At 66.5% G+C, this 25,243-nt stretch carries 31 protein-coding genes and 2 pseudogenes; 15 read left to right on the forward strand and 18 right to left on the reverse strand.

Annotated features, from left to right (window positions below):
- Window positions 1-78: 78 nt before the first annotated feature.
- Window positions 79-546: a DUF3429 domain-containing protein gene (locus tag GSQ87_RS12825; RefSeq protein WP_158915814.1), complete on the reverse strand. Its 468-nt coding sequence runs from the start codon at window positions 544-546 to the stop codon at window positions 79-81.
- Between the two features lie 168 nt (window positions 547-714).
- Between GSQ87_RS12825 and GSQ87_RS12830 the strand changes: the two genes are divergently transcribed.
- Window positions 715-894, forward strand: coding sequence for a CsbD family protein (locus GSQ87_RS12830; RefSeq protein ID WP_158915815.1), 180 nt, complete (start codon window positions 715-717; stop codon window positions 892-894).
- A 181-nt stretch (window positions 895-1,075) separates the two neighbouring features.
- On the opposite strand, the gene GSQ87_RS12835 is transcribed toward GSQ87_RS12830, so the two are convergent.
- Entirely contained in the window at window positions 1,076-1,642 is a 567-nt protein-coding gene (locus GSQ87_RS12835) for a response regulator (RefSeq protein ID WP_216839279.1), read from the reverse strand.
- A gap of 187 nt (window positions 1,643-1,829) precedes the next feature.
- On the opposite strand from GSQ87_RS12835, the gene GSQ87_RS12840 reads away from it, so the two are divergent.
- Window positions 1,830-2,795, forward strand: a complete 966-nt coding sequence (locus GSQ87_RS12840) for a sensor histidine kinase (RefSeq protein ID WP_158915817.1) — start codon at window positions 1,830-1,832, stop codon at window positions 2,793-2,795.
- Window positions 2,792-3,526 carry a Crp/Fnr family transcriptional regulator gene (locus GSQ87_RS12845; protein ID WP_158915818.1) on the forward strand — a complete coding sequence of 245 codons (735 nt, stop codon included), beginning with the start codon at window positions 2,792-2,794 and terminating at the stop codon, window positions 3,524-3,526. The genes GSQ87_RS12840 and GSQ87_RS12845 overlap by 4 nt, the downstream gene beginning before the upstream one ends.
- Here the strand turns inward: GSQ87_RS12845 and GSQ87_RS12850 are convergent.
- On the reverse strand, window positions 3,523-3,714 hold the full coding sequence (locus GSQ87_RS12850; RefSeq protein ID WP_158915819.1) for a hypothetical protein: 192 nt from the start codon (window positions 3,712-3,714) through the stop codon (window positions 3,523-3,525). The two genes, GSQ87_RS12845 and GSQ87_RS12850, sit on opposite strands and share 4 nt — an antisense overlap.
- A gap of 348 nt (window positions 3,715-4,062) precedes the next feature.
- Between GSQ87_RS12850 and GSQ87_RS22490 the strand changes: the two genes are divergently transcribed.
- Window positions 4,063-4,503 (forward strand): LysR family transcriptional regulator, encoded by a 441-nt coding sequence (locus tag GSQ87_RS22490; RefSeq protein ID WP_216839281.1) that lies wholly within the window; start codon window positions 4,063-4,065, stop codon window positions 4,501-4,503.
- A gap of 11 nt (window positions 4,504-4,514) precedes the next feature.
- Window positions 4,515-5,045 carry a LysR family substrate-binding domain-containing protein gene (locus GSQ87_RS22495; RefSeq protein ID WP_216839432.1) on the forward strand — a complete coding sequence of 177 codons (531 nt, stop codon included), beginning with the start codon at window positions 4,515-4,517 and terminating at the stop codon, window positions 5,043-5,045.
- Window positions 5,046-5,080: 35 nt separating this feature from the next.
- Here the strand turns inward: GSQ87_RS22495 and GSQ87_RS12860 are convergent, their stop codons facing one another.
- The 12 genes from GSQ87_RS12860 to GSQ87_RS12915 form a co-directional block, all read right to left on the reverse strand.
- Entirely contained in the window at window positions 5,081-5,332 is a 252-nt protein-coding gene (locus GSQ87_RS12860) for a DUF2274 domain-containing protein (protein WP_158915820.1), read from the reverse strand.
- Between the two features lie 2 nt (window positions 5,333-5,334).
- Entirely contained in the window at window positions 5,335-6,552 is a 1,218-nt protein-coding gene (locus tag GSQ87_RS12865) for a TrbI/VirB10 family protein (RefSeq protein ID WP_158915821.1), read from the reverse strand.
- Window positions 6,549-7,562, reverse strand: coding sequence for a P-type conjugative transfer protein TrbG (gene trbG / locus GSQ87_RS12870; protein ID WP_158915822.1), 1,014 nt, complete (start codon window positions 7,560-7,562; stop codon window positions 6,549-6,551). The genes GSQ87_RS12865 and trbG overlap by 4 nt, the downstream gene beginning before the upstream one ends.
- Window positions 7,559-8,242, reverse strand: a complete 684-nt coding sequence (trbF, locus tag GSQ87_RS12875) for a conjugal transfer protein TrbF (RefSeq protein WP_158915823.1) — start codon at window positions 8,240-8,242, stop codon at window positions 7,559-7,561. Before trbF ends, trbG begins: the two co-directional genes overlap by 4 nt.
- Window positions 8,242-9,504, reverse strand: coding sequence for a P-type conjugative transfer protein TrbL (gene trbL, locus GSQ87_RS12880; protein WP_158915824.1), 1,263 nt, complete (start codon window positions 9,502-9,504; stop codon window positions 8,242-8,244). The genes trbF and trbL overlap by 1 nt, the downstream gene beginning before the upstream one ends.
- On the reverse strand, window positions 9,501-9,785 hold the full coding sequence (gene trbK-alt, locus GSQ87_RS12885) for a putative entry exclusion protein TrbK-alt (protein WP_158915825.1): 285 nt from the start codon (window positions 9,783-9,785) through the stop codon (window positions 9,501-9,503). Before trbK-alt ends, trbL begins: the two co-directional genes overlap by 4 nt.
- A complete protein-coding gene (trbJ, locus tag GSQ87_RS12890; protein WP_158915826.1) occupies window positions 9,785-10,513 on the reverse strand; it encodes a P-type conjugative transfer protein TrbJ in 729 nt (242 codons plus the stop codon). The genes trbK-alt and trbJ overlap by 1 nt, the downstream gene beginning before the upstream one ends.
- Window positions 10,510-12,939, reverse strand: coding sequence for a conjugal transfer protein TrbE (trbE, locus tag GSQ87_RS12895; RefSeq protein ID WP_158915827.1), 2,430 nt, complete (start codon window positions 12,937-12,939; stop codon window positions 10,510-10,512). Before trbE ends, trbJ begins: the two co-directional genes overlap by 4 nt.
- A gap of 8 nt (window positions 12,940-12,947) precedes the next feature.
- On the reverse strand, window positions 12,948-13,217 hold the full coding sequence (locus GSQ87_RS12900; RefSeq protein ID WP_158915828.1) for a VirB3 family type IV secretion system protein: 270 nt from the start codon (window positions 13,215-13,217) through the stop codon (window positions 12,948-12,950).
- Window positions 13,217-13,501, reverse strand: a complete 285-nt coding sequence (locus tag GSQ87_RS12905; protein ID WP_158917627.1) for a TrbC/VirB2 family protein — start codon at window positions 13,499-13,501, stop codon at window positions 13,217-13,219. Before GSQ87_RS12905 ends, GSQ87_RS12900 begins: the two co-directional genes overlap by 1 nt.
- Before the next feature lie 56 nt (window positions 13,502-13,557).
- Complete coding sequence (gene trbB, locus GSQ87_RS12910; protein WP_158917629.1) at window positions 13,558-14,478, reverse strand: P-type conjugative transfer ATPase TrbB; 921 nt, start codon at window positions 14,476-14,478, stop codon at window positions 13,558-13,560.
- Window positions 14,479-15,176: 698 nt separating this feature from the next.
- Window positions 15,177-15,326 carry a hypothetical protein gene (locus GSQ87_RS12915; protein ID WP_158915829.1) on the reverse strand — a complete coding sequence of 50 codons (150 nt, stop codon included), beginning with the start codon at window positions 15,324-15,326 and terminating at the stop codon, window positions 15,177-15,179.
- Window positions 15,327-15,703: 377 nt separating this feature from the next.
- On the opposite strand from GSQ87_RS12915, the gene GSQ87_RS12920 reads away from it, so the two are divergent.
- Window positions 15,704-16,069 carry an antitoxin Xre/MbcA/ParS toxin-binding domain-containing protein gene (locus GSQ87_RS12920; RefSeq protein WP_158915830.1) on the forward strand — a complete coding sequence of 122 codons (366 nt, stop codon included), beginning with the start codon at window positions 15,704-15,706 and terminating at the stop codon, window positions 16,067-16,069.
- The gene (locus GSQ87_RS12925) at window positions 16,066-16,584 is read left to right on the forward strand and encodes an RES family NAD+ phosphorylase (protein WP_158915831.1); all 519 of its coding nucleotides are present in this window, start codon (window positions 16,066-16,068) and stop codon (window positions 16,582-16,584) included. The genes GSQ87_RS12920 and GSQ87_RS12925 overlap by 4 nt, the downstream gene beginning before the upstream one ends.
- 112 nt (window positions 16,585-16,696) lie before the next feature.
- Here GSQ87_RS12925 and GSQ87_RS12930 read toward each other — a convergent pair whose 3' ends face one another.
- Together GSQ87_RS12930 and GSQ87_RS12935 are read right to left on the reverse strand one after the other, a co-directional pair.
- A complete protein-coding gene (locus GSQ87_RS12930; RefSeq protein ID WP_158915832.1) occupies window positions 16,697-17,134 on the reverse strand; it encodes a CopG family transcriptional regulator in 438 nt (145 codons plus the stop codon).
- An 8-nt stretch (window positions 17,135-17,142) separates the two neighbouring features.
- Window positions 17,143-19,173: a conjugal transfer protein TraG gene (locus GSQ87_RS12935; RefSeq protein WP_158915833.1), complete on the reverse strand. Its 2,031-nt coding sequence runs from the start codon at window positions 19,171-19,173 to the stop codon at window positions 17,143-17,145.
- Window positions 19,174-19,455: 282 nt separating this feature from the next.
- Between GSQ87_RS12935 and GSQ87_RS12940 the strand changes: the two are divergent.
- From GSQ87_RS12940 to GSQ87_RS12960, 5 genes and pseudogenes are all read left to right on the forward strand, one after another.
- Window positions 19,456-19,847, forward strand: a pseudogene (locus GSQ87_RS12940) (ArsB/NhaD family transporter); the annotation flags it as partial.
- 33 nt (window positions 19,848-19,880) lie between these two features.
- Window positions 19,881-20,274 (forward strand): annotated as a pseudogene (locus GSQ87_RS12945) (arsenate reductase family protein).
- Window positions 20,275-20,354: 80 nt separating this feature from the next.
- A complete protein-coding gene (locus tag GSQ87_RS12950; RefSeq protein ID WP_216839282.1) occupies window positions 20,355-20,879 on the forward strand; it encodes a chromate transporter in 525 nt (174 codons plus the stop codon).
- Window positions 20,876-21,412 (forward strand): chromate transporter, encoded by a 537-nt coding sequence (locus GSQ87_RS12955; RefSeq protein ID WP_158915835.1) that lies wholly within the window; start codon window positions 20,876-20,878, stop codon window positions 21,410-21,412. Before GSQ87_RS12950 ends, GSQ87_RS12955 begins: the two co-directional genes overlap by 4 nt.
- Before the next feature lie 411 nt (window positions 21,413-21,823).
- Window positions 21,824-22,198, forward strand: a complete 375-nt coding sequence (locus GSQ87_RS12960) for a response regulator (protein WP_158915836.1) — start codon at window positions 21,824-21,826, stop codon at window positions 22,196-22,198.
- Between the two features lie 115 nt (window positions 22,199-22,313).
- Here the strand turns inward: GSQ87_RS12960 and GSQ87_RS12965 are convergent.
- A protein-coding gene (locus GSQ87_RS12965; RefSeq protein WP_158915837.1) for an IS5 family transposase occupies window positions 22,314-23,071 on the reverse strand; the annotation gives its coding sequence in 2 pieces (ribosomal slippage) (window positions 22,314-22,741 and window positions 22,741-23,071; 759 coding nt in all).
- A gap of 677 nt (window positions 23,072-23,748) precedes the next feature.
- Here GSQ87_RS12965 and GSQ87_RS12970 point away from each other — a divergent pair.
- The 3 genes from GSQ87_RS12970 (at window position 23,749) to GSQ87_RS12980 (ending at window position 25,168) form a co-directional block, all read left to right on the forward strand.
- Entirely contained in the window at window positions 23,749-24,198 is a 450-nt protein-coding gene (locus GSQ87_RS12970; RefSeq protein ID WP_158915838.1) for an ester cyclase, read from the forward strand.
- Between the two features lie 350 nt (window positions 24,199-24,548).
- Complete coding sequence (locus tag GSQ87_RS23120) at window positions 24,549-24,845, forward strand: exopolysaccharide biosynthesis protein (RefSeq protein ID WP_158915839.1); 297 nt, start codon at window positions 24,549-24,551, stop codon at window positions 24,843-24,845.
- Window positions 24,779-25,168 carry an exopolysaccharide biosynthesis protein gene (locus GSQ87_RS12980; RefSeq protein ID WP_256375902.1) on the forward strand — a complete coding sequence of 130 codons (390 nt, stop codon included), beginning with the start codon at window positions 24,779-24,781 and terminating at the stop codon, window positions 25,166-25,168. The genes GSQ87_RS23120 and GSQ87_RS12980 overlap by 67 nt, the downstream gene beginning before the upstream one ends.
- Window positions 25,169-25,243: the final 75 nt, after the last annotated feature.

Genomic DNA, 25,243 nt, shown 5'->3' on the forward strand with positions numbered 1-25,243 from the left:
GGGGCCGCGTGGGGCGCGGTGCTCGCTTTCTCGAGTCCGCGACGAAGTTGACGCGCAGTTTGGCGTGGGCGGCGCGGTCTAGCGCCGGGAAACGGCCACCAAGACCAGGGCCGCCGCGCAGACGGCCATCTGGAGGGGCCGGAACATCGAAAAGTAACGCGGCGCCTCGCCGCGACGCGCGCTCAAGGCGTCGAGCCCGCCCACGCACGCCAAGCCGACCGCGGCGAGGATGAGGCTGCAGAACAGCATCGCCGCGATCCCCAGAGCGAAGATCGCCAGCATGGTGATCCGCTCACGCCAACCGCCTCCCCCCGCTTCCGAGAAGATCAGACCTCGCCGGACGCCCGCGAAAAAGGCCAGTAAAGAGGAGGCCCAGATCACCGCCGACGTCCGGACCAGCATCTCGAGGTCCGCGGGGACGAGACGGGCGAGGACGGCGCAGACCAAGATCGGAATCGTGGCGGCGACGCCTAAGGCCAGGTCAAAGGCCTGGCCGGCGCGCCCTAGATCCCCGCTGTTCGCAACGCGCTGCGTTTCGCTCGTCATCCGTCATGAACGCGAATCTCGGGCGCCGGATGCTCAGCGCCGCCCTGGTTCGACTACGGGGTCTTTTTCGGCCTCATCGCCGGCGCTCCGCCGGCGATGGTCAGCGCCAAGCTATTTGCGGAACGTCTTCGGCTCCATGCCATTCCACTGGAAACAGAGGAGGCTGAGATGGTCGACAAGAATAGAGTTGCGGGCGCCGCGGACAAGGCGAAGGGCTCGATCAAAGAAACGGCCGGGAAAGTCACCGGCGATCCTAAGCTTAAGGCTGAAGGCAAGGCGGACAAGGCGTCGGGCGCGGTGAAAAGCGCTGTCGGCGGCGCGGCGGACACGCTCAAGGGCAAGAAGTAGGATCTCGGGCGACCCGCTGGCTGACCCCTCCTGGCGCGGAGGCTTGAGCGTCGGGAGCGGACCGCCAGCGACCGCGAATTCGTAACCCTCGGCGCTCCCAGGGATTCGCCAGCGTATCGCTAGCCCATGTTCAGATCGCCGCGATCGATGTCGCGGACCCCAAAGCCGCCGAATTAGCGGTTTAGAGGCGCGGGGCGGGCGTTCGCTTGCGCTGCCGAGGCGCTGACTTAAGGGCCTCGGCAAGCGCCTCGGGCCGATAGGGCTTTGGCAGGAAAATGGAGCCTTCGGGGAGAGCGGCGAGCTGCGCGTCGACTTTTCCAGAGGCCACGATGATCTTCATAGGCGGCCATCGGAGCCGGACGTGATGGGCGAGCCTTAAGCCGTCCATCGACCCTGGCATGGTGACGTCGGTGAACATCACCGAAATCCCCGGACAGCTCTCCAACAAGGCGATCGCTTCATCGGCGTCGGCGGCCTCTAGGGCGATGAAGCCCATGTCTCGCAACTGATCGGCTAACTCCAACCGTATGATCGCCTCGTTTTCCACGATCAAAACGGTCGTCAGCGTGTGAGCGCGAACGTGGGCCATTTTCGGTAACGCCTCACCAGCGCCTGAGGTCCCGGCCTTTTTCGCGGCGGGCCGACTGGGGCCCGTCGTCCCGAAAGCCGGCGTCGAACGACGTGCCAGGATCGGTCGCGAAAGGCGACGCGCCAGCGCGCTCGCTCCGCGCCGAGTCGATTGCGGCACAAGGCGGCAAGCCAAGTTGGAGGCCGTGTCGGGAATCCTACAATCCCACTGCTGCGCCTCCGGTATGGCTGAGGCTGCACCGGCGGGAAATTGCGGCGAACATGATCGAGGCGTCGGAGGCGTTCGGAAGACGAGAGCGGACCGTCGCCGCCATCGTCGCGGATTTCCGGCAGAGCGCTTGGTCCAGATGAGCCTGGCGACGGCGGACCTGGCGACTTTCTGCGACGCGGTTCCTCATCCGGTCATCGTCCTCGACGCCGACCAGGGTCAGGACTTCGCCAACCGGCGTTGGCGCGATCACACCGGCGTCGCCGTCAGCCATGAGCGCGATTGGATCGATCTTATCCACGGGGACGATCGCCATCTCTTCGACCCTTTCGCGGATCGCGCCGCACCCCACGACGAGACCTTCCGAGCAGAATGCCGCTTACGCGGCCGCGACGGCGATTTCAGCTGGTTTCTGGCTCAAGCCGGCGCCCTGCGCGAACCAGAAGGCCTGACTATTCGCTGGCTGCTCACCTTCACAAACATTGAGATCGTGAAACGCTCGGAACAGGTCTACATGGTCTTGGCCCACGAGCTTGGCCACCGCGTGAAGAACATCTTCGCGATCTTCTCCGGCCTCGTCAGGTTATCCGTCCCCAAGCATCCCTCGGCTGCAGATTTCGCCGCCGAACTGGACGGCCGTGTGGGCGCCCTGGCGGCGGCGAACGAACTCGCCGTGCCGGGCGCCAATGCGGGGATCTCCACGACGGCTCTGGCCCTGATCGAGCAATTGCTCGCGCCCTACCGGACCTTGGATCGGGATCGGATCCGCCTCGACCTCGACGATCTGCCCCTCGGCCTCAGCGGCGCGAACGCGCTCGCCCTGATCGTCCACGAGCAGGCGACCAACGCGGTGAAGTATGGTTCCTTGTCGACGGCGTCCGGAACCCTCGTGGTGAAGGGGCGCCGACGCGACGACCACTACGTCGTGACGTGGGCTGAATGTGGGGGGCCGCGACTGGACGATGCGCCAAAACACAAGGGGTTTGGATCCCGCCTGACGGATCGAACCGTGTCCAGGCAGCTGGGTGGACGGGTTGAGCGGCGCTGGCTTGCTGAAGGATTGTCGATGGAAATGCACTTCTCAATCGAAAGATTGCAGTCTTGAGAACGCGGGGCCCCGGCGCGGTCAGCAACGCTGTGCTGAAGCAGATCGAGCCCGATGTGTTGTCGGCCGCCGCCGGGAACTTTCACATCAAACCCATGACCAAGGGCGAGGTGCTGCAAGAGACCGGGGAAGAGGTCGCCTGGGTCTACTTTCCGGAAAGCGGCCTCATATCGCTCGCCACCGAAACGCCGTTCGGCGAGACGGTCGAAAGTGCGCTGATCGGCGTTGAAGGCGTCTTGGGCGCCTTTGAAGCCTGCGGAAGCCGGCGCGCCTACGCCCAGGCTCACGTCCAGATTCCAGGCGAGACCTTCCGAATTCGGGCGGCGGACTATCGCGAGCTTTTCCAAGCCTCCAGCGCGCTTCGGATTCAGATCCACAAGCAGATGGAGATGCTGCTGGTCCAGGCCCGCCAGTATGTCGCTTGCAATGCGCTCCACACCGTCGAGGCGCGCCTCAGCCGCGCCCTGCTCGACGCCTTCGACCGCAGCGGCGACCTGGCTTCGATCCCTCTGACCCAGGAAGCCCTGGCCCATATGCTCGGGGTTCAGCGGACGACCATCGCGGTGGCGATGTCCGATCTTCAACGTGAAGGCGCGCTTCGGACTGGCCGAGCATCGATCGAAATCGCAGACTATGCGCGGCTTGAGCGTTTCAGCTGCCCCTGCCGGGCGACCTTACTCGCGGCCCAGCGCGAGATCCGCAACAGCACGACCGAGGTGTGCGAAGCCTAGTCGGTCGTCTCGGGGTCTTCGCCTTGCACCGATTTGGCCACCGCGATCATTCGGCGGCCGGACTCGGCGGCCGCGGGGGGCGTCAGCGCAATGGCGAGCGCATTATCCTGCGCCGTGACGACAACCTCGCCGTCGGCGGCGCTGACGTTTAGCGGGACATCGGTCGCGTCTAAGCCGCCCTGCTTCATCTCATCACCGATGCAACGTCCTTACCGTTCCCCGAGGCCCTAAAACCCCGCGCGGGGCGGGGTTGTTCCTCGCGTTTGTCAATCACCAGGTCCCGCTGACGTCAGTATCCGCTAAATCGCCACCCACGGTTGACTCTTTGTGGAGCCGCTGGCTAGCATAGCCTTAAGCGGCCGCCCAGGTTTCCCGACGAGTTTGACCGGGGCTACCCACTGTTGACGGGTTGCTTGGACGTCGCGCGTTCAAAAGCAAGTTTAGTGTCATCCTCCACCGAGGGTCCCACCCAGCGTCGGGCGGGCAATCTGTGTTTCTGACCCTCCGTCGGCGCGTGAAGCGGACGGAGAGTGAGCGTGAAGATTGCCAAGAGCGTCGGGTCCAGTCGTTCTGTCGGCTTGGGCCGCCGACGGCCTGGCGCCCGCGGCCGGGCCCTGCCCTTCGATCTCATCGACCCTCGCTATGCGCTGATGGCCGCCGATATCGGAAGCTTCCGCCAGACGGCCGAAGCCTTGCACATTCAGCAGTCGACCCTCGGCCGCCGCATCGAGCAGCTTGAGAAACGGGTGGGGGTGACGCTGTTCGAGCGCACCCGGTCGGGGGTGCGGCCGACGCGCCTCGGCCAGGAATTCCTGAGACGGGCCGAGCGTCTGCTCGCGCAAGCCGAAGGGATGACGGCGGCGGCCAAGACCGTGGCGCGCGGCGAAACCGGCCGGTTGGCGATCGGCGTCTACACCTCGCTCTCGGCGGGGAACCTCAGAGCGACATTGCTCGACTACGCACCCGAGATCCGCTGATCGAACTTCAGATGGGGCAGGACACCCGCGAAAGCCTTCTGGGCGCCCTTGGCGAGGGCGCCCTGGACGTCGCCATCGTCACGGGCGATCCTGGTCTGCAGGACGACGGCCCCTACCTGCCCCTCTGGAGCGAGCGCATCCTCGTGGCGCTCCCCGAAGCTCACCCGATGGCGACGCGCCCGATCGTCGACTGGCCCGACTTGAAGGGCGAGACCTTCCTGCTCGGCCGCTCCGATCCGGGGCAGGATTTTCATGACATCCTGGTGGCCAAGCTCGGCGCGCCGGGCGACCGGCCTAAGGTCGTGCGCCACGACGCCAGTGGGGACGTGATCAAGAGCCTGGTTGGGGCTGGCTTTGGCGTCAGCCTCATCTGCGATGCGTGCGCCGGGGCGACCTATGCTGGGGTCGTCTATCGAGAGGCGCGGGACGGCAATGGGCCGTGCCGCGTCGGCTATACCGCGCGCTGGGCGGCGTCCAACGACAACCCAGCGCTCCAGGCGTTTCTGACCCTTCTGAAGGCGCGGTTTTCCGCGGCCGCCTGACCCAGCCCCCGTCGACGCGCAACCGGCTTGCGGTGCTATGCGCCCGCCCCGGACGGACCGGCGGGCGCGGGCGGCGCCGCCTTCAGTTTCAGGAAGACTCGGTCGGTGGCCATAAACCGGGCGAGCATCGGCGCCACAAGCCTTGAGGCCTCCACCGTCCCTCCGGCCGAGGCGGCGCTCAGCGCCTTGGCGTAGGCCAGCAAATCCCGATGCACCGACGCCGGCAGCTCGACAGTCAACCGCACCGGCTTGTCGTCGAGAATCTCCGAGAGCTTCAACCGCGGCATGATCAACCTCTATAGGGGGCGAGGATCAGGTCGCGACTGACCAGAACGCGCACCGGAAAGCCGGGACGGATGGTCAGCGTCGGCGGGACATTGAGGTTGCGCTCGACGATCTGCTGGCCCGCCTGGTTGAAGCTCTGCGAGGCGCCTTGGCGGATGGCCTGGGCGAGGTTGTTCTCGCTATCGCTCGTGCCCGCCTCCGCGCCGACACTCAAAACGGTGGAGAGCAGCGCCGCCTTGACCAGCGTGCCCCAGTGATTGTTCACGCCGTCCTCCAGGCCTGAATAGCCTCGGGCGTCCGCGCCGATCTGCCGATCGAGCGTCACCGCGGCGCCATCTGGCAAGATCAGCCGGGTCCAGACCAGTTGCACCCGGCTTTGGGCGAACGCGATCTGGCTGTCGTATTGGCCCACCAGCCGTGCGCCCTGGGGGATCAAGAGTACGCGGCCCGTCGGGCTGTCATAGACGTTCTCGGTCACTTGGGCGGTGACCTCGCCGGGCAGGTCCGAGCGGACGCCGGTGATCAGGGCGGCGGCGATCACCGCCCCCGCCTGCAGCACATAGGGCGAGGCCGGCCGGATCAACCGCTCCGCGCTCACCGCCGGCGACGCGTCGCCGGCTTTCAGGAACGCTAGCTTTTGATCCTGTTGACTCTGCACCGCGGTCGCGTCGGTGGAGGGTTTCGCGGCGCTCGCGAGACCGGACGCCGGGACCCCGTCGGCCTCGCTCGCCGCACCTCCGGCGCCGGCCGCAGTCCCGGCGCCGTTGGCAAGACGGCCTGCGGCGGAAGCGTCGCCGAAGAAGAGCCGGCTGGTCGCCGCCGCTTCCCGCTCCTGGATCCTCTGCTGTTGCACCGGGTCCGGCGGCGACGGCGCGGCGGAGGCCGCCACGGCGGGGGCGCCGCCTTCCGCTTTCAGGATCGGGCGGCCGAGGTCACCGGGGAGCGGCGGTCCCAGCGGCGGCGGGGTCTTGGGCACGGCGCCGTAGTCGTGCGGCAAGGCGCCCAGGCCCTCGGCGACGGTGTGGCTGTCGGTGCTGACCGGCTGAGGCGGCGCGGCCTTGTGGCTGGACTGCAAGGCCCAGACGCAGAGACCCGTCACGCCTAAGGCGCCGGCTCCGCCCAGACCGATCAGCACCTTGCGCGAGAGCCGGGTGACCGAGGGGCGGCCGGGGCGAAGCCGCAGGCTCGCGGCCGGGGTCGGTGGGGCCTGGGGATCGCTCATCGCGGGCTCCCGTCTGTGCGGACGATCCGTACGCGCTGCTGGGAGCCCTTGTCGCCCATCCGCAGCTCGGCGGCGGCGAACAGGCGGTCGACGATCATATCGGCGCCGCGCACCCGGTAGTTCACCAGGTCGGAGGTCTTGCCGCTCGGCCCGACGACGAACAGCGGCGGCATCTCGCCCTGCCCGATCCCGGCGGGAAAGGCGATGATCACCCGACGGCCATCGTCGAAGGCGCGAAGCGGCCGCCAGGGCGGATGATCGCCTTCGACGCGATAGCGGAAATTCAGGGCGGTGATGTCGAGGTCGGCGACAATGGGCGCAGCGGCATCAGCCGCAGCGTCCTGGCGGCGGAGCGCGATCAGCTGGTCCTGGGGATACTGCCAGGAGACCGAGGCCATGTAGGTCTTGTCGGTGGAGCGCAGCTCCAGATGATAGGTGCGCCGATCGGTGTTGATCACGAGATTTGTGGCGAGGTCGGTGCGGGTCGGCTTGACCAGGATGTGGACCCGCTTGGCGGCGCCAACGCCGCTTTCGGTGTCGCCGATGACCCAGCGCACGGTGTCGCCGGCGGCGACCGGTCCGGACCCGACCAGTTGCTCGCCGGCTTCCAGGGCGACGTCGGTGACCTCCGCCGGCGCGGTATAGACTTGGTAGAGCGCGCCGTCGGCATAGGGGTAGACCTGGACGGCGTTGACATAGCCGGCGCGGCTCGGCTGCACCCGCGCCGCGGCGTTGGCGCGCGCCACCCTAACGGTGGGCGTCTTCGGGTCGACCGGGGGAGCGGCGACCAAGGGCGCGGACATCAATTGGCCCGGCAGCGGCAAGGGCTTGGGCGTCTCCACCGCCTCGACCGACTTTGGCGGCGGCGGCTGCAGCACCGCCGGTTTGGGCACGTCATCGTAAGCGATGGCCGGGGGCTTGGCGGCGCCGGCGCAGCCGGCGGCCGACGCCAGAAGGATCGAGGCGGCTGGCCAGGCCAGCCCGGTTTTAAGACACGACGGACGGTTCATGACCCGAGCTCCTTGGACCAGTTGATGGCGGTGACGTAGATGCCGAGGGGATTGCGGCGGAGGTGCTCGGCGTCGGTCGGCGGCGCGACGACGATCGTCAGAAAGGCGCTCCAGCGCTCGGTGGCGGTCAGGGCGCCATCCTCGTAGCGGCGCTCGGTCCACCCCACCTGGAAGCTGCTTGGCGAGGCGCGGATCACGCTGGAGACGTCGACCGCGACCTGGACCTTGCCGATCTTGCCGAAGGGGTCGTTGGCGCGGGCGTATTCGTTGAGCGCCAGGGCGCCGCTCTGGGTGGTGAAATCGTAGCTGCGCAGCCAGTTTTGCCGCACGATGATCGGATCGGCGGGAATGGCGCGGGTCCACTCGATGAAGCGCGCCAGCTGCCAAGCGATCTGCGGGTCGCTCGGCCGATAGTCGGCAACGGCGGGCGCGACCGCTTCGGGTCGACCGATCTGATCCACCTGCACCACCCAGGGCACGACGCCCCCGCGGGCGGCCAGCCAGATCACGCCGGCGCCGAGACCGGCGATGATGACGAGTTCGCCAAAGGCGATCAGCCGCCAGTTCTTGGCCTGGATACGCGCGGCGCCGATGCGTTCATCCCAGACCTGGCCGGCCTTTTGGTAGGGCGTCTCAGCCACGGGGGTGCGGCCGTAACGGGCCTCGGACCGTCGAAACATCAGTCTTCCTCCAGATCGACAGCGGCGGCGCCGCCGCCCCGATCGCCGCTCTGAGCGACGTGGGCGGCGGTGGCGGCGCCTTCCTTGACGGCTTGGCCGCGCCGCATGCGTTTGGCCCAATCCGGTTGCTCGGCGTCGGCGGACGCGGGGCTCCCGCCCGTCGGGCCGGAGCCGCCGCCAGCAGCGCCGCCTGCAGGACCTGAGGCCGACCCCGCGGACGCAGGCTTGGCCGCCGCGCCGCCGCCCGCGGGCGCGCCGCCGCTGGGACCGCCCGGCGGCATGGACCGCGCGCCGCCCGCCGCGCCGGCTGCGCCAGCGCCCCCTGCCCCCGCCGAACCACCTTTGGCGGCGGCGAGCACGCCGGCGCCTGCTCCAACGGCGCCGGCCGCGGCCATGCCGCCAGCCAGCGCCAAGCCGCCCGCCGCCAAGCCCGTTCCGATCGCCGCGCCCGCGCCCAGCTGCGGGGCCCCTGAGACCAGGCCGGTGGCGATGCCGGGGCCGAAGATCGACAGGCCCAAGAGCGTCAGCGACGCCAGCGCAATCGAGAGGGCGTCTTCGATGTTGGGATTGGCGGGAAAGCCGGTGGTGAACTGGGAAAACAGCGTGGTGCCGATGCCGACGATCACCGCCAAGACCAGGACCTTGACCCCGGAAGCGACGACATTGCCGAGCACCTTTTCCGCGAGGAAAGCGGTTTTGTTGAAGAGACCGAAGGGGACGAGGACAAACCCGGCCAGGGTAGTCAGTTTGAACTCGATTAAGGTGACGAACAGTTGGATCGCCATGACAAAGAAGCTGAGCAACACGATCAGCCAAGCGATCATGAGCACGAAGATCAGGATGAAGTTGTCGAAGAAGGCGGTGAAGGTGGTGAGCTGGCCCGCGACGGTCAGGATCGGCTTTCCGGCGTCGAGCCCGACCTGGGCGATGCGGCCCGGATGAACGAAATCACTGGCGGACACGGTCGAGCCGGCCGCCTCCAACCCCAGGCCGGCGAAGCTGTTGAAGACGATGCCGGCCAGGCTGTTGAAGTTGGAGATCAGGAAGGCGAAGAACCCGACGTAGAGGGTCTTCTTCACCAGGCGCGCCAGGATGTCTTCGTCCGCGCCCCAGGCCCAGAACAGGCCGGCCAAGGTGATGTCGATGGCGATGAGGGTGGAGGCGACGAAGCTGACGTCGCCATGCACCAGGCCAAACCCGCTATCGATGTAGGTTGAGAAGGTGTTGGTGAAGCCGTCCACCACCCCTGTGCCGCCGGTCATGGCCGCGCGCCTTCAGGCCCGTCGAAGAAGCGCCGGCGGAGCTCAGTCCAGGCCGCGCGGCAGGCGTCGTCCACATCCTCCAGGCGGTCGATCCGGCGACAGCGGTCGAGCTGCGCCTGAAGCGGGAAGCCGATCGAGGACGGCGGGGGCATCGGCGTGGATCGATGGTCACGCAGGCGCACGGCGGCGATCAGGACCGCCAAGCCGAACATTGCGGCGCCGACGAGGGCGAACCCGCCTGCACGGGTGAGCCGGGTGCGAAGGATCGGGCGGCGGCGCATCAGTGGAACATCGTTACGGCCTGGGCTTGGTAGCCCTGACCGCCGGTGAGGAAGTTGGAGAGCTGCTGCTGGCCCTGGACCTGGCTGGCGACGCCGCGGGCGCCCTCGAGGCTCTGCGCGCGGGCGAGCGCGGCCATCACCGCGGTCAGGTCGGAGAGCTGCTGGGTCTGCAGGCCGACCAGTTGATTGCCCGACTGGGCGGCCTGCAGCGCGCCGGACGCCGATTGGCTGGCCGAGACCAGGGCGTTGATCTGAATGCGGGTGTTGTCGAGGTTGGTCACCGCCGAAGCCTGGACGTGCATGGCGTCCTGGAAGGCGGCGAGCGAATTCAGCCAGCGGGTCTGGGCGTCGGCGACCATCTGTTGGCTAGAGGTCGAAGCCGAATAAGCTTGCGGATAGACGGTGGTGAACGCCTGGTCGATCGAGGTGACGCTGTAGGCGATCCGCTGCGCCTGGGTCAGGAGTTGTTCGGTGCGCTGGACCGCCTGCTCCAGTTGCACCACCGAGGTGTAGGGCAGACTGATCAGGTTTTTGGTCTGATTGATCAGCATGGTCGCCTGGTTTTCCAGGGACTGGATCTGGTTGTTGACCTGCTGAAGCGTGTGTGTCGCCGTGGCGACCGACTGCACATAGGTTGTGGGGTCGAACACGGTGAGCTGGGCGTGCGCGGGGGCCGCGAGCGCGAGGGCAAGGGCGCTCGCCAGGGCCAGGGGACGTAATCGGGTCATGGGGCGGTCTCCAAGGCGGGAAGGAGGTCGGCCGCCCAGGTCGCGCCCCGACGGCGCAGCCACGCGGCGGCGAAGCCCCCGCGCCCGTGCTCGGCCAAAAGAGCGGCGATGGCGGCTTGGTCGGTTTTGGAAGAGGCGGCGGCGAAGGCCAGGGCGACGTCGCCGAGGCCCAGCTCGAACAGGCGATTGCCGCGCCGCGACTGGCAGTAGTAGTCGCGTCTCGGCGTGGCGCGGGCGAGGATCTCGATCTGCCGGTCGTTCAAGCCGAAGCGGCGATAGATGCTGGCGATCTGCGGCTCGACGGCGCGCTCGTTGGCGAGGAGGATGCGGGTCGGGCAGCTCTCCACGATCGCCGGAGCGATCGGACTGCTCTCGATGTCGGCCAAGGATTGGGTGGCGAAGACCACCGACGCATTCTTCTTGCGCAGCGTCTTCAGCCATTCGCGAAGCTGGTTGGCGAACCCCGGATCATCCAGGGCGAGCCAGCCTTCATCGACGATCAGCAAGGTCGGCCGGCCGTCGAGGCGCCCCTCGATGCGGTGGAAGAGGTAGGCGAGCACGGCCGGCGCCGCGCCCGTGCCGATCAAGCCCTCGGTCTCGAACGCCTGGACGTCGGCCTCGCCGAGCTGCTCGGCGTCGGCATCGAGCAAACGGCCGTAGGGGCCGCCCAGGCCGTAGGGCCGCAGCGCCTGCTTCAGCGCGTGGGACTGTAGGAGGACGCAAAGCCCGGTGATGGTCCGCTCGCCCACCGGCGCCGAGGCTAAGGACGAGAGCGCAGTCCAGAGGTGCTCCTTCGCCTCGGGCGTGACCGCGACCTTCTCCCGCTCGAGGATGTTGGCGACCCAGTCGGCCGCCCAGGCGCGCTCGGCCGCCTCGTCCAGGCGCGCGAAGGGCTGCAAGGCCACGGGCGTTTGGGCGTCATCGGAGAGCGCCCCGCCGAGATCGTGCCAATCGCCGCCCATGGCGAGCGCCGCGGCCCGGATCGAGCCGCCGAAGTCGAAGGCGAACAGCTGGGCGCGGGGGTAGCGGCGAAACTGCATCGCCATCAGCGCCAGAAGCACGCTCTTGCCGGCGCCGGTCGGGCCGACCACCAGGGTGTGGCCGACATCGCCCACGTGCAGGCCGAAGCGGAACGGCGTGGAGCCCTCGGTCTTGCTGTAAAACAGCGGCGGCGCATCGAAATGCTCGTCCCGCTCCGGACCGGCCCAAAGGGCGGAGAGCGGGATCATGTGGGCCAGGTTCAGTGTGGAGAGCGGCGGCTGGCGGACGTTGGCGTAGACCTGTCCGGGCAAGGATCCGAACCAGGCTTCCAGCGCATTCAGAGACTCGGCGATGCAGGTGAAATCGCGCCCCTGAATGGTCTTCTCCACCAGGCGCAGCTTCTCGTCGGCCAGGCGCGGATCGTCGTCCCAGACGGTGACGGTGGCGGTGACGTAGGCTTGGCCGATGGCGTCGGCGCCGAGGTCCTGCAGCGCCTGGTCGACGTCGATCGCCTTGTTCGCCGCGTCCGTATCCACGAGCGCGGACGCCTCGTTGGTCATGACCTCCTTGAGGATGGACATGATCGACTTGCGCTTGGCGAACCATAGACGCCGGATGCGGGTCAGGAGCTTGATGGCGTCGGTCTTGTCGAGACAGATCGCGCGCGTGACCCAGCGATAGGGAAAGGCCAGGCGATTGAGCTCGTCGAGGATGCCGGGATAGGTGCTGGAGGGAAACCCCATCACCGTCAGGGTGCGAAGATGGGCGGTCCCCAGGCGCGGCTCCAGGCCGCCGGTCAGGGGCTGGTCCGGCAGGATGGCGTCCAGATGCATCGGGAGTTCGGGGACGCGGACGTCGTGCCGGTGGGTCGAGATCGTTGAATGCAGATAGGTCAGGGTCTCCGCGTCCCCGAGCCACGCGGCTTCGGGGACGAAGCCCTCCATCAGTTGCAGCACGCGCTGGGTGCGGTCGATGAAGGTGCGCAGGACCTCGTGGGGATCGACCCCACGCTTGTCGCCGCCTTCGAACAGCCAGCCCTCGGCGCGCGCCGTGTCCTCGGCCGGCGCCAGGTGGACGAAGGTCAGGAAGTAATGGCTCTGGAAGTGGGCCCCCTCCTCTTCGAACTGCGCCTTGCGCTCGGCGTCCACCAGGGTCGAGACCGCGTCGGGAAACACGCTCTGGGGATAGCGATTGGCCGCGGTGCGCTGGGCCTCGACGAACACGCCCCAGCCCGACCCGAGGCGACGCAGGGCGTTGTTCAACCGCGCAGTCGTCCCCACGAGCTCGGCCGGCGTCGAACTGTCGAGGTCCGGCCCCCGGAAACGGGCCGTCCGCTGGAACGCCCCATCCTTGTTCAGGACGACGCCGGGCGCGACCAAGGCGGCCCACGGCAGAAAATCGGCGAGCCCGGCAGGCCTTTGACGATATTCGGCAAGGTTCAGCATGGCCGGCCTCAGACGTCGAAATGGCTGGGGTAGTGAAGGTGCTGGCGCGCCACCTCGACGAACTGGGCGTCCCGCTTGGCCGCCCAGACGGCGGCGGCGTGGCCGATCAGCCAGAAGGCGACGCCGGCGATCCAAAGGCGCAGGCCAAGGCCGAGCGCGGCGGCCAGGGTGCCGTTCAAGATGGCGACGGAGCGCGGGGCGCCGCCCATCAGGATCTGTTCGGTCAGGGCCCGATGAACCGGCGCCTCGAACCCGGGGATGGGGCCGCCGACGTCCATCAGACCAGCGCCCCGCCGCCGAACGAAAAGAAGGTGAGAAAGAAGCTCGACGCGGCGAAGGCGATCGAGAGGCCGAACACGATCTGGATCAGCCGCCGGAAGCCGCCCGAGGTGTCGCCGAAGGCCAGGGTGAGGCCGGTCACGGTGATGATGATCACCGAGATGATCTTGGCCACGGGGCCTTGGACGGACTCCATCACCTGGTTGAGCGGGGTCTCCCAAGGCATGTTCGATCCGGCGGCGTAGGCCGGCGCGGTGAGCAGAAGCGCGGTGAGCGCCGTCATCGCGAGCACGGCGGCGCCGCCGGGCCGACCGGGGCTAAGGGGTTTAAATCGGGACGTCATTGAGGCTCTCCTTCAGGGCTGAGGGCGTAATCGCCTTGGGGCGTCAGCCCCTCGACGCGGGCGAGTTCGGCCAGGCGTCGATCCGATCCGCGGCCGACGAGGACCGCGACCACATCGATGGTCTCCGCGATCAGGGCGCGCGGGACGGTGAGCACGGCTTCCTGGATCAGCTGTTCGAGCCGGCGCAGGGCGCCCAAGGCTGAGCCGGCGTGAATCGTGCCGACGCCGCCGGGGTGGCCGGTGCCCCAGGCTTTGAGCAGATCCAGCGCTTCGGCCCCGCGCACCTCGCCGATGGGGATGCGGTCCGGGCGCAGACGCAGCGCCGAGCGGACCAGATCCGACAGGGTGGCGACCCCGTCTTTGGTGCGGAGCGCGACGAGGTTGGGCGCGGTGCACTGAAGTTCGCGGGTATCTTCGATCAGCACCACCCGGTCGGCGGTTTTGGCGACCTCGGCCAGGAGCGCGTTAGTCAGCGTGGTTTTGCCGGTGGAGGTGCCGCCGGCGACCAGGATGTTGCGGCGCTGGGCGACCGCTGTGCGCAGGCTCTCGGCCTGCCCCGCGGTCATAATCCGGCTGCGGGCGTAATCGTCCAGGGTGAAGACCGCGACCGCAGGCTTGCGGATGGCGAAGGTCGGCGCGGCGACCACCGGCGGCAGCAGGCCCTCGAACCGTTCGCCAGTCTGCGGCAGTTCGGCGGAAACGCGCGGCGCGCCGGCGTGGACCTCGGCGCCGACATGGTGGGCGACCAGGCGCACGATCCGCTCGCCGTCGGCGGGGCTCAACCTTTGGCCGGTATCCTCCAGGCCGCCGGAGAGCCGGTCGATCCAGAGCCGCCCGTCGGGATTGAGCATGACCTCGACGATGGCGGGGTCTTCGAGGAAGGCGCCGATTCCAGGGCCCAAGGCCGTGCGCAGCATGCGCGCGCCGCGGGAGGCCGCCTCAGACTGGAAAGGATGAACCGCCACGTCGCGCCCCGTGCTGGACCGCTCTCGACAGGAGAGCAGCAACGGGACGAGTAGAAGAGGCAGAAATTCCTTCGGTGCAACAAGCGGTTATACGCGCTCGGGTCCTGGCGAAAGAAGACAGGCCGCCGACCCCATTCGAGGGCTAACGCGGAACATCGGCCCCCTTCGGATAGAACGGCGACCGGCGGCGGGGCGTGGTCAATTCCTGTACGACGTGCCGCTGATGTACCTTGCGCGAAAGCCCGAGGATGCGCATGTCGAATTTCCGAGCCTGGGTGCAGGCGGCCAAGCCTACGTCATCTGATCGGAGAATGGCCCAGGACGGGTATTCCAATGCGCGCCGGCCCCAAACGCTCAGCGAAGGCTATAACCGCAAGGGCGGCCTAAACCCGCCAACGTCTCAGGTTCAGATTCGTCCGCCCGCGCCCGCGCCGATGAACCCAGGCGCTACGCCCCGCACGCCGCCGCTACGCCGCGACTAGGGCTGCAGCTCTGATTGAGGGCCTGACCTCTGCGGCGTCTTGGCTGGCCTCGCCGCAATAAACCCTAGCGGTCAAATTCTTGCATTCAGCTCCAGCGTGAAGCCGGATCAGGGTGCTGGCGCACGCCGCCTGATAGCCAACAAGAGCCCGACCTCGAAGCCGATCTTTCTAGCCGCCATAGCTCTTTTTGAGCTCACCGTTCTTCTTGTAGATGCCGGTCTTCAGCAGAAACGTTCGGGCCGCCTCGCGTGATTGGGTGTTCGCCGCGGTTTGATTTCGACCGATCTGCTTCAGCCTTTCCAACTTGTCTTCCGACACGTTCCTCATCCGCAGCCACCTTAAGCTTTCGAGCGAGCACGTTCCAAAACGGCTCGGCGAAGCCTTCGGCTTGTAAAGTTCTTATCACCGATGAAGTGACCAAATACCTGACCGCAAATGATTGGTATATGGCGCGCGCATATCGCTCGATAGCTGACCTTGCGGCCGTCCGGAGCCGCTCGGAGCGGATCCCTCGGGTGACGCGGGTTAATTGAGAACCGTTGAGGCTTCATTGGCGGTCAGGGTCGAGCAACTCTCGCAGCCTTGATGCGTCCCATAGCAGCCAAGGGCTCGCGATCGTCGTCGTTCCCGTCCAGTTGATTCAGCGCGTGCTGCCGCATATATTGGCCGCGAACTGGGGCCAAGGACTAGGCATTATGCCGGAAGCAAGTTTTCTAAGCGAGACTTTCGGGACCAGCGGCGACATTGCTGCGGATCGACTCAGCATGCTCCTCCACATCACGCGCGGCGAACTGGCTCTTACGCTGGGCCTGTCTCGAGACGCCGTGTCCAAGACCGCCCGTCTGGGTCGGCCAGCCACCCAGGCGCGGCTGCGCGACATGGTCGAAATCTTGAACCGCGTGCGACCATGGGCTGGCTCTCCCCAACAAGCCTTCGCTTGGTATCGCTCGCAACCCCTGCCCTCGTTTGGCGATCGCACGGCTGAAGCCCTCGTGCGCGAGGGGCGTGCGGCTGCGGTGCGGCGTTATCTCGATCGCATTGCGGTCGGCGGATACGCGTGAGGCTGCAGACGCGGCTGTTTCGGGCGCACCATCCGCGCTGGTCTTTCGCCCCGACGTCCGGCGACGGCGCGGCGCTCTTCGGCGGCCGGTTCAACCCCGTCGGAACGCCGGCCTTGTACACCTCGGTTCGGTTGGAGACGGCTTGGCTTGAGGCTCAGCAAGGCCTGCCCTTCAAGGCGCAGCCGCAGACCGTTTGCGCCTACGATGTAGACTGCGATTTCGTCCTCGATCTGACCGACACCAGCGTGTGTGATCGGTATGCTGTAACGCCCGCCGACCTAGCCTGTCCTTGGGAGGACATGGCCGATCGCGGACAGACGCCGCCGTCTTGGCGTGTCGCACAAGCGCTGATGGCGCAGGACGTGTCGGCCATTATCGTCCCAAGTTTCGCGCCGGGGGCGACGATGGCCGATCACAACGTGGTCTTTTGGCGTTGGTCCCCTGACCCGCCTTGCCGAGTCACCGTCATCGACGACGAGAATCGACTGCCGAAAGACGCGTCTTCCTGGAGTTGAACGGCGCTCCCTCGTTCGGCTGCGATCGGTGGCTTTTGCCGGCGTCCATCCGCTTGAGCTCGTCGCCAAGGGGGGCGGCTCGGCGAGGCCGCGGGGGGGCCCCCTACACCGGCTAAGGCTCTTCTGTGAACGGACGGGCTCCGTCCGACACCAAACGATCCTCCGCCAACTCTTTCGCCAAGCTTTGTCCTTTCGCGAGCCGCCGCCCAAGCGCCTCGACGAACCCCTTATAGCGGTCGCGGCCGCTGGCTTGGGCTGCCGCGAGCGCGGTGTCCGGCAGGGGCGGTGTGGTGGTCAGCCAGAACCGCACGAACAAGCCCATCGCCTCATTGGCGATCAGGGTGTGGTGCTCCAACCGGTCGAGCTGGCGGGTCTGCCGATCAAGCCGCCGGCTCAGCGCCGCCTCCAAGCGCTCGGAGCCATCCGGTGAGAGAAATGAGGACAACGCCGCTTCAACGACGAGCGCTTGGGAGACGCGCTTGCGGGCCGCGTAATCGGCCAGCTGAGACGAGAGGGCCGGCGGCAGGCGGAAGGTGTGCTTGTTGCGCATGGATCCGCTCACAGACCCAGATCATCGGCCGGATCGAGCGCGGCCTGACGCGCGACGCCGCCCATCTGCCGACGCAGCGCCGCCGCGCGGGCGAGCTGATCTTCATCCCCCTCCGGCTCGAACTGAAATTCAAGCGGGTCAGCGGAACGCGGGGGCAGCACCTCCTCGTGTTCGGGGAGGTCCGGTTCGCGGCGGATGCCGGCGTTGGCGGGATCCCCGGCGGCGCTGCGGCGAGAGGCCTTTTGAACCGGCGCCGGCGAGGCCGCTTTGGAGACGCTCGCTCCGCTTGGCCGAGCGGGTGCGGGCAAGGCGCTCCAGTCGTCAGCTCTGGCCTCCGCCCCGGCGTCGTCTGGCCCTCGGTCGAGCCCCGGCGGAGGCAGCACGCGCTCCATCAGGCGCGGGTCTTCGAAGTAGCGGACCTTCTTCGCCCGGATCGGCGGCGCGCCAGACAGCATGACGATCTCATCAGCGGGCGGAAGCTGCATGACTTCGCCCGGGGTTAAAAGCGGCCGCGCCGTTTCCTGGCGCGAGACCATGAGATGGCCGAGCCAAGGCGACAATCGGTGACCGGCATAGTTGCGCATGGCGCGAATCTCGGTGGCCGTGCCCAAGGCCTCCGACACCCGCTTGGCCGTGCGCTCGTCGTTGGTCGCGAACGATACGCGGACGTGGCAGTTGTCCAGGATCGCGTTGTTCGGGCCGTAAGCCTTTTCGATCTGGTTCAGGCTCTGAGCGATCAGGATCGCCTTCAACCGGTAGCCGGCCATGAAGGCTAGCGACACCTCGAAGAAATCCAGACGTCCCAAGGCGGGGAATTCGTCGAGCATCAAAAGCACGTCGTGACGACGGGCCTTGGCGTGTAGGTCCTCAGTCAACCGGCGGCCAATCTGGTTCAGCAACAGGCGCACGAGCGGCTTGGTTCGGGAGATGTCGGACGGCGGCACGACCAGGTAGAGGGTGGTCGGCCGGTCCTGCTCGATCAGATCGGCGATGCGCCAATCGCAGCGTCGGGTGACCTCGGCGATCACCGGGTCGCGGTAAAGGCCGAGGAACGACATGGCGGTGCTGAGCACCCCCGAGCGCTCGTTATCGGACTTGTTCAAAAGCTCGCGGGCCGCGCTGGCGACCACCGGGTGCACGCCATCGTCCCCAAGGTGGGGCGTCAGCATCATCGCCCGGAGCGTGGCTTCGATCGTCCGCTTCGGATCGGACAGGAAGTTGGCGACGCCGGCCAGGGTCTTGTCCGGCTCGGCGTAGAGAACGTGAAGGATCGCGCCGACCAAGAGACTGTGACTGGTCTTCTCCCAGTGATTGCGCTTCTCGAGGCTCCCCTCCGGATCGACCAGCACGTCGGCGATGTTTTGAACGTCGCGGACCTCCCACGCGCCCCGGCGCACCTCCAGCAAGGGATTGTAGGCGGCGGACGCGGCGTTGGTGGGATCGAACAGCAAAACCCGGCCGAAGCGCGCTCGGAAGCCGGCGGTCAGGCCCCAGTTCTCACCCTTGATGTCGTGGACGATGCAGCTCGCCGGCCAAGTCAGGAGCGAGGGGACCACCAGACCGACGCCCTTACCGCTGCGGGTCGGTGCAAAACAGAGCACGTGCTCGGGTCCGTCGTGGCGCAGATAGGCGCCGCCCAGTCGCCCGAGAAACACCCCGTCGGGGCCAAGCAGTCCGGTCTTGCGCACGTCGTCTCGGCTCGCCCATCGCGCGGAGCCGTAGGTGCGTGCGGTCTTGGCTTCGTGAGCGCGCCGCACCGACAAGGCGATCGCGGCGGCGAGAGCCAGAAATCCGCCGGAGCCCGCGATGTAGGCGCCCTGGACAAAGACAGACGGCGCATAGGCGTCGAACGCAAACCACCACCAGAAGAAGGCCAAAGGAAAATAGACCGGAAAGCCGTCCAGGCTGAACCAAGCCGGTCCGAGCTGCGCCTGAAATCCGAGCCGCCAAGCGGTCCACTGGGTCGCCGCCCAGGTCGTCAACAGGACGATGGCGCAGACAAGACAGACCGAACCCCAGAGGATCTTCGTTGCGGACATCGTGTCGGCTCCAGTTTAGAGCCGTAAAATCGCGTGTCCTTCAACAGGTCGACAAGTCTATCCAAAGGCGCAGCGAGGTCTTAGCGGCGTTAGCGCGCAATAAAGCAAAGACGGCGGTCAAGGGCCGTTCACGGGTTCCAAAATGCCCGGATCGTTGCGCTGACGGGCGCCGTGCTGACCTGGGCCAGTACGCGATGGCGAAATCGATCGGCGCTCGCGTCACCTACAAACAAACGGAGGCTCTTGATGATCCACGCGATGCGCGGGTGATTGGATTGGCCTGGGCTTACAGCCTACCTCTCAGGCCTGTTCAAGGGCTTTGGCCGCGGCGGGGTGTGGGGCGGGACCTACGGCGTCGGCGTCTCGACGGCCGTGCTCTCGTCGATCATGAACAACATGCCGACCGTGCTGATCGGCGCGCTCGCCATCCAAGGCGCGCACGTCGCCCCCGCCGCGCGGGAGGCCATGGTCTACGCCAACGTCATCGGCTGCGACCTCGGGCCGAAGTTTACGCCGATCGGCTCGTTGGCGACATTGCTGTGGCTCCACGTCCTGGCCCAGAAGGCGTCCGGGTCGGGTGGGGCTACTACTTCCGGGTGGGCGTGCTTCTCACCACGCCCATCCACCTCATCACCCTCGGCGCGCTTGCGGTCCGCCTCAGCCTTCCTCACTGACTTCGGAGCCACCATGTCCAACGACGCTTTCCCGTGGTGATCCACCACAACCCCGGACTGCGGCACCTCGCGCAACGTCGTCGCCATGGTGGAGGCGGCGGGCTACAAGCCCACGATCATCGAGTACCTGCAAACCGGGTGGACGATCCCGTAGATCGAAGACCTGATGGCGGTGATGAACGCCACACCCCGCGACCTGCTCCGCGAGAAAGGCACGTCAGCGAAGGCGCTGGGCTTGTTGGACGCCGACGCAACCGCGGACGTGATCCTGCGCGAGATGATGGCGCATCCAATCCTCGTGAACCGACCGATCGTGGCGACTCCCAAGGGCGTGAAACTCTGCCGGCCATCCGAAACGGTGTTGGAACTGCTCGACAAACAGCCTGCATCGTTCACCAAGAAGGATGGCGAGATCGTGCTTCCCTAGAGAGCGCGTCCTCGACAACCGACAGCTAGGGGCCATAAACCATGAGCGCTCTGCCGGCGTCGCGTCCAAGCTTGGTCCGCTTGGCCGACGTCTTCGTACGGTACGGCAACATCACCTTGGGTGGGGGCAGCGCCACCATCACGGTCTTGCGCCGTGAGATTCTCGAGCGCCGTAGGTGGATTGGCGAAGACGACTTCACCGTTTGCTTCGCCTTGGCTCGGCTGACGCCAGGCACCAACCTGCTCGCCTTCTGCACAGGCATCGGCTGGATCACCCGAGGCCTTCCCGGCGCCATTGTGGCGCTTCTGGCAGGCTCGATCCCCTGCGCAACCATGGTGGTGCTGGCGACCGCGCTCTTCAGCCTGTGGCAGCATGTGGGCTGGGCCCAAGCCGCGATCCACGGCGCCGTGGCGGGCGCGGTCGCCGTCACCGTGAAAACCTGTTGGACGATCGCCCACCCCTACGTCCGACCGGGAGCCCGGCTGCGGGTGGCGGTCATCGCCGGCGCAGCCTTCTTGCTTAATGTGCTCGTCGGGCTCTCGCCAATCGAGGTCCTGCTCCTGGCCGTCGCCGTCGGCATCTTTCTCCCCACGGCGCGCGCATGAGCTTCATCGAGCTCTACCTGATCCTGCTCAAGGGCACCGCCACCGCCTTCGCGGGCCTCGCCTCCTTGCCGGTGATTCAGGACGCTCTAGTCACCCATCGGCACATCCTCACGGCTGAGCAGCTTAACGAAGCCGTGGTGATCACCCGTAGCACTCCTGGACCGGTCGGGCTTTGGGTGGTGAGCGCCGGCTATTTCGCGGCGGGCGTGCCTGGGGCGATCGCTGGATGGCTGGCGATGATCACGCCGGCATTGCTGATTATCCCAACCGTCCACTTCGCTGGCGAGCGGATCGAGCATCCGCGCGTGCGATCGGTGTTGCAGACGGTCGTGATCGCCAGCGCGGGTCTGTTGCTGGCTGCCGCCATACCGCTCGGCCGCGAGGCGCTCACTGACCCGGCTACGATCATCATCGCTATCGCGGCCTTGGTGCTGCTGCTCACCACCAAGGTCGAGGTCGCCTGGGTCATCCTCGGTGCGGCTGTCATCGCCACGGCCGCGGATGCAGCCGGCCTGGTCCACCATCTGACCTGAACGGCCCGCATCAGGACGCGCGACTATGCCGAGCGCGCACCGAGAACCTACCGGAAATCCCGGGGCTTAATCGGGTGACGATCTGAAGGGGCCGTCTCCGCCGGAGGAGACTCGAGAGGACCTTTTTGCGATCTGAGCGTTGCTATGGGTTGAAAACGAACTGATTCGCAGCGACCGCCGCGCCGAGAGCGCCCTTGACTGAGTCTGACCGCCGACGTCCTGAACCCGATTTTCAGCCTACGCCACGGACCGACCCGGCGGTTGATGAAGCTCCAGACTTGGACGCCGCCCACCGAGGCATCGCCGAGCTTATCAAGCCTCGGCGTCTTTCAGACCCAATCTGGGCCCCCCAACCGTGGCGTGGCGCGGAGCCAATGCCTAGGGAGCAGCTTTGCAACTGAGTGCATAGCGTTGGCCTCGATCCTTTTGGTTGATGATGACGAAGTCTTCCGCTGCGTGACTGCCCGTATGTTGAGGAGCGCGGGGCATACGGTCAAAGAGGCCTGTGACGGCATCCAAGCCCTTCAGGCATTGGAGCCAGCACCACCCAACATCGTGGTCACCGACGTTCTCATGCCCAAATGCGATGGGATTGAGCTGATTTCTCATCTGAAGAAGAGCTATCCTGATGTCCGAATTTTAGCGCTTTCCGCCAAAGAGAGCCTCGGGTCGCTCGGGCTGCTAAACCTTGCGCGGGTCGTCGGCGCCGACGCCACGTTGGCTAAGTCTACAGTCTCGGATCGTCTGCTTTCAGAGGTGGAGGCGCTTGCATCAAGGCTCCTGTGAGGTCGCGCCTTCGTTCAGCGGGTATTTATGGATCAGTTCGGTCACGACCTCGAAATGCCGGATGGCGAGATGCTCGATAGCGATGCGCGCACCCCCTAGGGTCAGGACTCGTTGATCACAGCCAGAAGATGACGGTGGCAGCGAGAGCGATGGCGGAGAAGAAGGCGGTTGGGCATCGATCGTAGCGCGTGGCGACGCGGCGCCAGTCCTTCAGGCGGCCGAACATGATCTCGATGCGGTTGCGGCGCCTGTAGCGGCGTTTGTCGTATTTGATGGGCTCTGTGCGCGACTTCCGGCCTGGGATGCAGGGCTTGATGCCCTTTTCCTCCAGGGCTTCCCTGAACCAGTCGGCGTCATATCCGCGGTCGGCGAGCAGCCATTGCGCCTTGGGCAGTTCGTCGAGCAGGGCCGCCGCGCCAATATAGTCGCTGATCTGGCCGGCGGTCATGAAGAAGCTGAGCGGTCGACCGTTGGCATCGGTGACGGCGTGGAGCTTGGTGTTCATACCTCCCTTGGTGCGGCCGATCAGGCGCCCGAGACCCCGTTTTTTACCCGCAGGCTTGATGCCGTGCGATGGGCCTTCAGGTAGGTCGCGTCGATCATGACGGTCTTGCGTTCGGCGCCGGCCGCGGCCAGCCCTTCCATCATCCGGGCAAAGACGCCCATCGCGCCCCACCGCCTCCAGCGATTGTACAGCGTCTTGTGCGGCCCATAATCCTTCGGCGCGTCCCGCCAGCGCAGCCCGTTGCGATTGACGAAGATGATCCCGCTCAACACCCGCCGATCATCCACCCGCGGCTTACCGTGGCTCTTCGGAAAATATGGCTCGAGCCGCGCCATCTGCTCGTCCGTCAGCCAGTACAGGTCGCTCACATCCAGTCTCCTCGCGGAGCCTGAATCAGATCGCGCCTCTCATATCAATGGGTCCTGACCCTAGTAATTGCTCTTGAGTATAGCCTGAGAAGCGCTTGTCTTCCGTTGTTCGCACGGCCACCACTAGCATGATTATAAATTTATCGGCGTCTCCGCCACAAGCTTCGCGAGAGATGCTGTGTACATCCAGAATAGGCCGTAAAAGCTCATGCGCGATCACAGGATAATTCTCGGCCACTAGGGCCGTCAGGGCCCGCCTTGTTAGAGGCGCTCCGCTTGAATCGGCTCGCATTCATAGGCCCTCCGCACGCATATGAGAGCCCAAATCGGTGGCGTCGCAAGCGTCTATCTCGGTCGAGGCATCGTCGACTTTTCCGAAATTCGCCCCGAGAGGCTCAGAGCCGCCCTCTTGAATGTCGGCATGACCCTGACGACCCCCGGGCTTGGAAACACTCCGGGCCTTGCTTTCAAATCCAACCTGGCGCCGTCCCCGCGTCGCCGCTGGCGAAAATCGGATCGCGCGCTGACTCGGGCCTCTGTCGGGGCGGATGGCGTTCCCAAATGGCTTTCCGATTTGGCGGCAAGAACCGGAGTTTACGCCCGTCCGGCGGTCCCTATCCCTCGGCGTAGGTCGTCGAGACCGTCGGCGACCGTCCAACAGGATCAAGAGGCCCTCCATGAGCTTGCAAGACGACAACAAGGCCATCGTCGGCCGTTGGTTCACTGACTTCTGGGGTGAGACCTGCGACCTATCCGTGGTCGACGAGATCGCCGCGCCGGATATGCTGCTGAAGTACTCGTTGCACGAACCCCGCCGCGGCCACGACGACATCAAGGCCTTCATGACCGACTTCCGCGCAGCGTTCCCCGACCTGCAGTTCGACGGCACGGCCGACCTCATCGCCGAGGGCGACTATGTGGTCGGCCAGTGGGAAGGCGGCGGCACGCACAGCGGGCCGGCGTTCAGCGACTTCCTGGTCGGCGGCCTGCCCGCCGCTACGGGCCGGAAGATGCACTTCACCGGGACCACCGTCCTGCGCCTGAAGGCTGGCAAGATCGTCGAGGAGATCGGCCTCGATGATGGCGTGACCGCCTTGACCCAGCTCGGCTTGATCCGCGCGAACTGACGACGGGGGCCGCCGCTGGAGTCCAGCGGCGGCCAAGCCCGCACGCAGCTTGCCAACTCCACCGAGAGCGGACGCTTACGTCTGGGCCATGATGTGGCACGAACGGAGCGGCGCGCAGATCGAACATTCGAAGGCCCTGTTCGCGTGGAAGGCCCGCATCGACGAACGGCCTTCGGTGCGGTCGACGAGGCCGCTCTGGTCGCCGCCCACCGATCTCTCGCGGCCTAGCTTCTCCGCCGACCATTCTTGCCGCTCTGAATCCCCGACCGCTCGGTCGGGAATGGCTCTGAGCTAGGCGACAGTCCCGCTGGACCGACGGGGCCTTCGCCCGTCTTGAGCGTTACCAGGAGATGCCCAAGCCGACAGCGTCTTCGTCCCATTCGCTCGCCACAAGCCTGGAGCCGTTTCTGGGATTGAGGCAGGCGGAGCTGACCCTTGGCGACATGTTGGGGCGCATTGAAAGCGGGGATGGGCCCGGCCCGGTCCTTTTCATGCTGACCTTGCCGGTCCTGCTACCCCTCCCGCCAGGGGTTTCTATGGTTCTGGCCCTGCCCCTGCTCTTGGTCACCCCCAGATCATCATCGGACGGCGAGAAATTTGGCTGCCAGAAAACCTGTCGCGTCGCACGATCAAACGCGAGCCTTTGACCAAGCTGATCAAGCGGGTCCTGCCGCCCCTCGAACGTTTGGAGAAAGTCGTGCGCCCGCGGCTACAGTTTCTCACCGGCCGCGCGGGCGGCGCGGTGGTCGGCGTCGCGTGTACACTGCTGGCTGTCGTGCTGGTGCTTCCCATTCCTTTCGCCAACCTCGTGCCGGCGCTCGCGCTGGGCGCGTTCTCGATCGGCTTGACCCGGAAAGACGGTTTGTTCGTGCTGGCGGGCTATGGCCTCATCGCGGTCGCCGTCGGCGTGATCATCCTCGGGGTTCACGGCTTCAGTCTCGGCTGGAGCCACCTCCGACACCTCCTTTAGGCCGCGAGGATCCCATCACGGTTTTGCTGGATGAGGGACGGAGCGCCATAGGCGGCGCGTTGTCAGTCGAGGGGA

Origin of the sequence: Caulobacter sp. S45, assembly GCF_009765965.1 — a bacterium.
Lineage (GTDB): Bacteria > Pseudomonadota > Alphaproteobacteria > Caulobacterales > Caulobacteraceae > CAHJWH01.